Origin of the sequence: Oceanomicrobium pacificus (assembly GCF_009833495.1) — a bacterium.
Classification (GTDB): Bacteria; Pseudomonadota; Alphaproteobacteria; order Rhodobacterales; family Rhodobacteraceae; genus Oceanomicrobium; species Oceanomicrobium pacificus.
Genome location: NZ_WUWG01000004.1, coordinates 1 through 8,891, shown reverse-complemented (window position 1 = coordinate 8,891; position 8,891 = coordinate 1). Strand labels below are relative to the sequence as shown.

Annotated in this window: 7 protein-coding genes and 2 pseudogenes; 6 read left to right on the top strand and 3 right to left on the bottom strand. The window is 59.7% G+C overall.

The features are described from left to right. Window positions 1-109 (bottom strand): annotated as a pseudogene (locus GSH16_RS15925) (IS6 family transposase); the annotation flags it as partial. A gap of 101 nt (window positions 110-210) precedes the next feature. Next, window positions 211-1,254 (bottom strand): helix-turn-helix domain-containing protein, encoded by a 1,044-nt coding sequence (locus tag GSH16_RS11440; protein ID WP_160855240.1) that lies wholly within the window; start codon window positions 1,252-1,254, stop codon window positions 211-213. A gap of 200 nt (window positions 1,255-1,454) precedes the next feature. On the opposite strand from GSH16_RS11440, the gene GSH16_RS11435 reads away from it, so the two are divergent. From GSH16_RS11435 to GSH16_RS11410, 6 genes are all read left to right on the top strand, one after another. Continuing rightward, window positions 1,455-2,972, top strand: coding sequence for a metal-dependent hydrolase family protein (locus GSH16_RS11435; RefSeq protein WP_160855238.1), 1,518 nt, complete (start codon window positions 1,455-1,457; stop codon window positions 2,970-2,972). 51 nt (window positions 2,973-3,023) lie between these two features. Then, complete coding sequence (locus GSH16_RS11430; RefSeq protein WP_160855236.1) at window positions 3,024-4,409, top strand: metal-dependent hydrolase family protein; 1,386 nt, start codon at window positions 3,024-3,026, stop codon at window positions 4,407-4,409. Window positions 4,410-4,484: 75 nt separating this feature from the next. Beyond that, window positions 4,485-4,886: a hypothetical protein gene (locus GSH16_RS11425; protein ID WP_160855234.1), complete on the top strand. Its 402-nt coding sequence runs from the start codon at window positions 4,485-4,487 to the stop codon at window positions 4,884-4,886. 59 nt (window positions 4,887-4,945) lie between these two features. Then, window positions 4,946-5,689: a DUF3299 domain-containing protein gene (locus GSH16_RS11420; protein WP_160855232.1), complete on the top strand. Its 744-nt coding sequence runs from the start codon at window positions 4,946-4,948 to the stop codon at window positions 5,687-5,689. A gap of 67 nt (window positions 5,690-5,756) precedes the next feature. Further along, window positions 5,757-6,116: a DoxX family protein gene (locus tag GSH16_RS11415; protein ID WP_205524096.1), complete on the top strand. Its 360-nt coding sequence runs from the start codon at window positions 5,757-5,759 to the stop codon at window positions 6,114-6,116. Continuing rightward, complete coding sequence (locus tag GSH16_RS11410; protein ID WP_160855230.1) at window positions 6,113-7,411, top strand: carbohydrate porin; 1,299 nt, start codon at window positions 6,113-6,115, stop codon at window positions 7,409-7,411. The genes GSH16_RS11415 and GSH16_RS11410 overlap by 4 nt, the downstream gene beginning before the upstream one ends. Before the next feature lie 282 nt (window positions 7,412-7,693). Here GSH16_RS11410 and GSH16_RS11405 read toward each other — a convergent pair. Then, window positions 7,694-8,835 (bottom strand): annotated as a pseudogene (locus GSH16_RS11405) (IS3 family transposase). Window positions 8,836-8,891: the final 56 nt, after the last annotated feature.

Genomic DNA, 8,891 nt, shown 5'->3' with positions numbered 1-8,891 from the left:
GATCCTCCACATTGCGAAGCGAAAGTGGGAAACGGACATACAGCATTACAGCCAAGCGGATGATTTCCTGACTGGTTTTAAAGAAGCGAAACGGCGATCTTCTGGTCATGTCGCGACGCTACAAAACCGACCTACCCGCCTCAAGCCGGTTTTCTTTGACAGTGCCGTCCCAAGAGTTTTCGGTAGTTGAAAAGTCGCAGCGGGGTCAGGCTAATCTGTAGGCGCACCGGCAATTTGGGCCTCTTGTGCCTCCTTCTTGCGCCAGTCTCTCGGGGACATGCCGAAATTCCGTGTGAACGCCCGGGTGAGTGCCGAGGTCTCGGACAATCCGACCAATTGGGCAATTTCCTTGATCGAGAGATCAGACCCGGTGAGCAACTCCGATGCTCGTTCCATCCGGAGTCTGTTGATTACCTTGGACGCCGAGGTTTCGTAGAACGACAGTCTTTTGTTCAAGACTTTGGTCGAAACACTGCACATCCGGGCGGCCTCGCTCACCGTCAGCGCAGGATCGGACAGCCTTGATCGCACGAGAATTTCGAAGCCTTCGAGGTAGTCTAGGGGCACATCGACCTGAACCGGTTCTTCGATATCATTGTCGTGGTTCACGAGGAGTTCGGGGTTGATTGGAAGCGACAGCCAGGCCGCCGGAAAGCGGATCGAGAATCCCCTGTTGTTGCACTTGATGCCCCGCACGCCATGAAACTGTGCCGGCAGCAGGGCCGGGTCGCACAGGCGCAGAACAACCTGGGTCGGATCCCACCTGAAATCGAGAACGCGGTGCAGCAGGGACATCCAGATCCCGACCAGAAAGGCGTCCGAATGCGCCGGCGACACCTCGGGTTCGAAGTTGCGACTGGTGGTGAAGTAGGCGTGCTCCTCCTCGATCAGCAGCCGGAAGGACACCGCGTTGCTTTCCTTCGAGACGATCCGGGTGAACCGGGTGAAGAAATCGCCAAGGGTCACCGACTGGCCGAGCAGCGCCCCACGCGGCAGGAAGTTCAACAGGTCTGTTTGCTGCCCGGTCAGGGCGCAGATATCCGGCCGGGTGATATCAGCGATGGAAGCCAGCGCCGCATAGACCGTGTCATGCGGGATGAAGGAAGCCGGGTTCAGGACCTGTTCCTCGCTCAATCCATGCAGCCCGAGCGCAAAGGCCGGATCCGCATCGAGCCGCCGCATCATCGCTACGAAGGGGCCGAGGACCGTGGCGCGCACGAGGGACAAACCGTCTTTCTGTTCCCCCTGGGGCATGCGCATCGACCTTTCGCTTTCCCCCACGCTATGAGGCGCAGCACCTGACGGCCAAGCGGAAATTGACCGAAATTGACCGGATCGGGTCAGAAAAATGAGCCGCGGGATCAGCGGGTCAAAAGAATCCCGGGGAACATGTGCATAGTGGGAGGATGGGTCGAAAAGAACCACGACTCCAACCACTGTTGCTAGGACACCGAATGACAACACTCAACCTGAAGGCGTTGCTGCCGGCCATGTCAATGGCAATTGCGCTCACGACGCCTGCCATTGCGCAGGATATCCCCAACATTCCATCAGAGGTCACGCTGTTCAAGAATGTGATGGTCTTCGACGGGGTGAATGACGGCTTGAAAGATGCCGACGTTCTCGTCGTCAAGAACAAGATTCACAAGATTGCTGAGGACATTCCCGAATCCGGGACATGGGAGGTCCAGGTACAGACAGGCGGAAGCAAGCGCCTGCCCGACCCTGTTGGCGGTATCGACGGCTATTCTTTCACGATCCAGACCGAACGCGGCATCGAGACCAAAGAGGTCGAGGTCAACGTGATCGACGGCGGCGGACGCACCTTGATGCCCGGCCTGATCGACAGCCATGTGCATGTGAATATGTACAAGGATGGCACGATCCCGGGGCTTCAGGACACGACATGGGAGGAGATCGGCGCACGTTCTGCGGCCTTTGCGCAGGAAATGCTGGCGATGGGCTTCACGACCGTGCGTGACATGTGCGGTGCACATGGTGGACTTCGTGCGGTAATCGACGAGGGCTCGCTTCCCGGCCCGCGGATATATTCGTCCGGCGCCTGCCTCAGCCAGACAGGTGGTCATGGCGACTGGGGGATCGCCGGGCAACGCAAGAACGAAAGCAATCTTGAACGGCTGGAGATCACGCGGCTTGTTGACGGTCCTGCAGAAGTGCTTCAGGGCGCGCGGCGGAACTTTGCGCTTGGGGCCAACTACCTCAAGATCATGGTCAGCGGCGGTGTGACCTCCATCAAGGACCCGATCTACCAGTCCGCCTTTACAGACGAAGAAATCGCCGCTGCCGTCGAGGTGGCCGGGGACATGGATTCCTATGTCGCCATGCATGTCTTCATGGATAGCGACCTGTCGCGCGCGCTCGATCTCGGGGTCAAGGTGGTGGATCACGGCCTGACCATAACGGAGCCGACGATGCAGAAGCTGGTAGAGAAGGAAGCGTTCTTCTCGCCCAACCTGACCGCGTTGGCGCCCGAGGCGCTGGAGCATCCGATGCACCAGGACCCGACCTTCCCGCCGACGGCAAAGTTCCTCTGGTTGCGGAAAAACAGCGAGCAGTTGTTTGATCTGGTGCGGAAGTACAAGCCGAAGATGGTGTTCGATTCCGACTACGTTCTGCTGACCGGTGTGCCGTACCGGCAGTCGATGGACTTCACCAAGGCGTTCATGGCGCGTGAGTTCGGCAATCTCTGGGCCTTGCAGATGATGACCTCGAATGGCGGAGAGCTGGCGGCGCTGACGGGACGCGGAAACCCCTATCCCGAAGGCAAGCTCGGCGTGATCGAGGAAGGTGCCTATGCCGATATCCTCATCGTTGACGGAAACCCGCTCGAAGACATCACTGCCATCGGCGCTGTCGATACATGGTTCGATGCCGAGCCACGCGGGCAGGACGTGCCGAGCATTCGCGTCATCATGAAGGACGGCAAGTTCTACAAGAACACGCTGGACTGAACTTTCGGCGGGGCACTGGCCCCGCCGTCAACATTGCGGAAGGGCAAACTTATGAAGCATCTTATCAAGTCCACATTACTGACGGGCGTGGTGGCGCTCGCTGCCAGCATGGCCTCTGCGCAGGATGAAGCGCTGCCGCAGACCCTTTTCACCAACGTCCATGTCTTTGACGGTGTGAATGAAGCGCGGATCGAGAACGCCAGTGTCCTCGTCGAGGGCAACCTGATCAAGGAGATCTCGACGGACGGGATCGACGCGCCCAACGCAACCATGATTGACGGCGGCGGGCGCACGCTCATGCCGGGGATGCATGACCAGCACGTGCATTTGCTGGTGTTCAACCCGCTCAGTGACGGGTTGCGCCAAAACATCACGCCCTTCCATCTTGGTGGCGTTGCAACGATCCGGTCCGAGCGCATCCTGATGAACGGGTTCACGACGGTTCGTGACCTCGGCGGACCGGCAAAGTCCATCGCGCGGATCATCGATACCGGTATGTTCCCCGGCCCGAGGATCTATTCTTCCGAGGCCTTCATCACGCAGACATCGGGCCATGCCGATTTCCGCAAACTGAACGACCGGCATCCAACCCTGTCGGGGCAAGGCCCATCGCATTGGGTCGACACAGACATGAGCTTCATCGCGGATGGTCCGGAGCAGATCCGCATGGCCGTGCGCGAGAACCTGCGCCGCGGGGCAACCCAGATCAAGGTCATGGTCAGCGGCGGGGTCACGTCCGAGTTCGACCCGCTGCATTCGCTTCAGTACCAGGCGGACGAGATCCAGATGGCGGTCAAGACCGCTGAGCAATGGGGCACCTACGTCACCTGCCACGTGTTCACCGAGCAGGCGATCCGCAACTGTATCGACAACGGTGCAAAGACCGTTGAGCACATCCCGTTCCTGACCAAGGAGGCCGCCGAGATCATGGTCGAAAAGCAGATCATGTTCGCGACGGCGGTAGCCCCGGTCTACTCGGTGACGACCGAACAGGCGGAAGCCTTTTACACGCCAGCCTCGTTCGCCAAATGGAAGAGCGTCCGTGACGCCGCCGCCAACATGATCGAGGTGATCCAGACGACACCGGGCATGATCGACCTCTACACTCTGGGCACCGATCTCATCAACAACTGGGACCAGACGCTTGAGCAGGACAAGAAGATGAACGACGAGTTCAAATACCTGCACGAGGCCAAGTTCAAACCCTTCGACATTCTGCGCATGGCCACATCGAACGGCGCCCGCATGAACCGGCTTACGGGCTTGAACAATCCGTATCAAGACGGCCCGCTCGGCGTGGTCGAGAAAGGCGCTTACGCGGATCTCCTGCTGGTCGATGGCAACCCGCTCGAAGACATCCTTCTTCTGGCCGATCCTGATCCCAACCTGAAGGTCATCATGAAGGACGGCGTGATCTACAAGAACACGCTGGACTGAGGAGAGCGCGGGGCGGTCTCCCTCGTCCGCCCCGCGTTTTTTTGCCCGACGCAATCAACCGGGAAAGGAAAGACTTTGAAACATCTCGCCCTTGGTTCTCTCATGACCCTCTGCGGCTCGATGGCCATCGCCGAAGATGCTGCAAACATGCGCACCTTCCTGTTCATCGGCACGTCCAACAGCGCCGCCTGGGAGATGCAGATCGCCAATCCCGGGGATCGCGCGGCCTCGGTGAAAGGCGGGATCGAGGCGCTCGGCGGCGAGCTTCTGAGCTACTACTGGGGGCTTGTAAATGGGAAGGACTACATCACCGTCGCCCTTCCGGACGACCCCACATTCATCCAGGCCTTCTATGTCAGCCGCCTCGGTGACGGGCTGCTGGAGGACTACCAGATGATCGAGTTGATGAGCAGCGCAGACATGGCCGAAGCGCTCGCGCGGGTTCCGGAGATCAAGGCGCAGGACGATCTCAAGTAAATGAAATGCATCGGGCGGACGGCGAGATTTTCTAAACACAACGGTTTGAGGGGACACCCATGCGTCACATACTTTCGACAATCGTAGTCGTTCTGGGGGTAGGCCCGCTCCACGCAGAACCAACTCCCATCGATTGGCCGGACCTGATCGACCAAAGTGTTCAATCCTATGAGGATCCATTCCTCGACCTCGACTACGAACAGGTCGATGATCTGCGTCGGGTTGTGACACTCCAGGCAGAGTTGGACGGCGGCAAGCCTTCGCCGGAGACCGGAACGCAGCTTGAAAAGGTCAAGGCGGAGCTTTCCGCGCAAGGGATTGATGCGGACTGGCTGATCTCTCAACGTGGGATAGTTGCGGAGCGGAGAGAACTGGCCAGCGCCGCTGGAAACGTGGCCCTTGATGGCGAAACGATTACGCTCGGTGGTTTCGCGATCCCGGCGCCACCGGATGAAGATGGATCCGCGATGGCCTATCTCGTGCCGGAGCGCGGCATGTGCAGCCACGTCCCACCGCCGCCGCCGAACCAGATGGTCCGCCTGCGCCTGTCTGACGGATGGGCACCGGCCAGAATCCACGAACCGATCGTGTTGACCGGTCGGATCAACATCGATCCGTCGGACCGGCAGATGATGGTCGTGGATGGGTTTATTTCCATGAACGCCACCTTCTCGATGGATGTCCACGAGGTGCAGACATTCGGCCAGTCGGACAAAGCGGAAGCTCCAGCAACCAATGATTGGGCAAAAAGCCTCGCGGATGGTTTTCAAACCGGCGCGAAATCCGGAGTGACCGCGCAGTGAGACCCGATGGAGCGGCAAAGCTGCCACCACGCTCTCTGACACTGGAGGAGCAACCATTTCCATTCTTTTGATCGCTGTCGGCCTGCTGTCCGCGTTCTTCTTGTTCGCCAGTTCGATCAAGATCCTTGGCTGGCAGAAACTCATCTTCGAGACGCAACTGGCGATGTTCGTCAAATACGGGCTGAACCGTCAGATCATGGCGCTTGTCGGTGGTGTCGAGCTGTTCGGGGCGGTGGCGATCTGGTTCCGGAGCAGCTTGCTCGGGCCGCTCGGGGCCGCGGCGCTTCTGGGCACGTCGCTTGGCGCAATCGGCTGCCACCTGATCTGGGACACATGGAAAGACGGCGTGCCTGCCATCATCACAGCCACGTTGTCGGCCTTCGTTCTCTGGTCGGGTCGGGATGTGGTTCTGGCGATGCTTGCATGAGCAGGCCGAAGAAAAACCAAACGCAAGACGAGAGGACTCATATGGGACAGGCAGGGCGTCTCGGTACGGTCATCGTTGCTGGCTTCTGGGTCTCAACTGGAGCCATCGCGCAGGAAAGCCGGCCACCCTCCGCCCTGGAGGCCGCCGCAGCAGTCTCGCTAGGTGGCCCTGCCTCCACGCAGGCCCAACTGGAGCAGGACCGGATCCGACGGTTGCAGGACTCTCGCTGGCCGGGGCTGGATGCCGCATTGGACCCCTTGGAAGCGTCACGGCAGAGCTTTGCCGAACGCACCGGCCTCAACCTCTCCTTCGACTACCAGGCCTATTATCAATCCGCGACCGAGAGCCTTACCGATATCGACGAGGCCGCTTCGGGCCAAGCCCGTATTCTCGGCCAGTGGACGCTGCTCAACCGCGGTGGTGAGAACCCTGGGCAACTTGTCTTCACATTGGAGAACCGCCACCTGCTTGGCACGGAAATCGCACCCGGCGGGCTTGCCGGGCAGATCGGCTATACGGGCGTCACCGCAACGACTTTCAGTGACACCGACACAACCCTCTCCGTCGCCTACTGGTCCCAGACGCTCGCCGGCGGGCGTGCCGGTTTCGTGGCGGGACGGATCGATCCGGGAGACTATTCGGACATTCTCGGCTACGTGAACCCACGCACGACCTTCTCCAATTTCTCGATCCTGTTCAGCCCGGTCCTCCCGCTCCCCGATCCCGGCTTCGGCATCGCGGGGGGCGGTTTCCTGACCGATCAGATCTATACCCTCGGTGTCCTGTCGGACGCAAACGGCTCGATGACCGATGTCGAGTGGTTTCCCGGCGGACCCGAGTTTTACAAATACGCCGAGATCGGATGGACACCCGAACGCTCGAAACGCTTTTTGACCAACGTGCACCTCGGCGTCTTTCACGTCGACGAACGCACAGAGGCAGGCGTGCCGGAGAGCCACGGGGCGATCCTGTCCGCCAACCATACGATCAACGAGGAACTCATGATCTACGGGCGCCTCGGCTGGTCGGAGGGCGAGGCACCGATCGCCCGGCGCGCGGCCAATGCCGGTCTTCTATGGCGGCCGGGCCTCTATGACGACCTCTTTGGGTTTGGCGCGACCGTTGCGGACCCGGTGGATGAAACGCTCGACACCCAGACCACAATGGAGGCCTTCTATCGGTTGGACCTGTCGGACAATGTCGCCCTGACGGCGGACGTCCAGCACATGATCAACCCGGGCTTCAACGATCAGGATCCAACCGTGTTCGGCCTGAGGCTGCGGATCAATCTTTGAACTGCGCGGGGGCCGGATGGGAAGCCGTTTTGCTGGGAGTTTGTGCCTTTGCCTGAACGGACCGAGCACCATCTTGACCACGGGGCCGCGATCCCTCGGATGATTGGCATTGCGTAGGGCGGAAGCTTTGACCGCAGAATAACCGTCGAATTTGTGCGGTTTTCCCGAATTGTCAGGCAATCCAATGAAGCTGTCGGATGCTCTCAAGCGGGGGCATGGCGGTTCCCTTTGATCTTTCCACAGAAGGCGGCCACGGAGGTCGCTACCGTCAGAAAGGCATGTCTAGCCCCCTTTGTGTGGGCCACTGATCGGGGGTTTCTCTAAGAGTGTTTCTGGAACTGGTGGACGCATGTTGAGCGCCTGATGCGGGCGGGTGTGGTTGTACTGTCGAAGCCAGTGATTGATGACGATCTGGGCCTGCTCGGTCGTTGTGAACCACTCCGCATTGAGAACCTCCCGTCGTAGTGTCCCATTGAACCGCTCGTTGTATCCGTTCTCCCAGGGTGATCCCGGATAGATGCGGATCGGCTTGATGCCAACGCGTCGAAGCCAGGCCTGCATTGCCTCAGCAGCGAACTCGGGCCCGTTGTCTGATCTGATGTACTCCGGAGTGCCGTGCCTCAAGAGCAGCGGATAGAGTGCTTCAAGTACATCGTCTGCGCCCATTTTGGTGCGCACTACAACAGCCAAGGCCTGCCGCGTAAACTCATCCAGCACCGTGAGCATCTTGTAGCTCCGACCGTTACTGAGTTTGTCGTGAACGAAGTCGATGGCCCAGACATGGTTCGGATGGGTTGGTCTGAGCCGAATGATCGAGCTGTCTTTGTGATAGAGTCGCTTGCGCTTCTTGTGTCCCTGCGGAATCTGCAACCCTTCCTCGCGCCAGAGCCGCTCGACCTTCTTGTGATTGACCCGCCAGCCCTCGACGTGAAGCAGCTGTGTGACCTTGCGATAGCCATACCGGCCGTACCGCTTTGCCAACCGGATGACTGCCAACCGCAAAGCATTGTCATCTCTCGGTGTCGGCCGATACTGCAGGGAGCTCCGCGCCAAGCCAATCACCCGGCACGTCCGCCGCTCGGACGTCGCGAGCTTTTGGCGCGTATGAATGACGGCCTGACGGAGCTCCTCTGTGGTCAGGCCCTCGGCTTTAGGTAGTTCAGACTTTCCTTGAGGATGAGCTTGTCCAGTTCGAGCTCGGCGACGATCTTCTTCAGCCGCGCGTTCTCTTTCTCCAGGCTCTTCAGCTCCGATAACTGCGCGCGCCCCATTCCGCCGAAGCGCTTTCGCCAGTTGTAGTATGTCGCATCGCTGATCCCGACGCCGCGGCACGCAGAGGCCACATCCGCGCCGGCACTCAGCTTCAACTCGATCTCACGCAGCAGCTTCAAGACGTCTTCGTCTGAATGTCGCTTCCTCGCCATGCCCAATCCCCCTTTCGCAGCCAGTGTAGTGGCCCAGTTTTACGGGGGAAGGACAC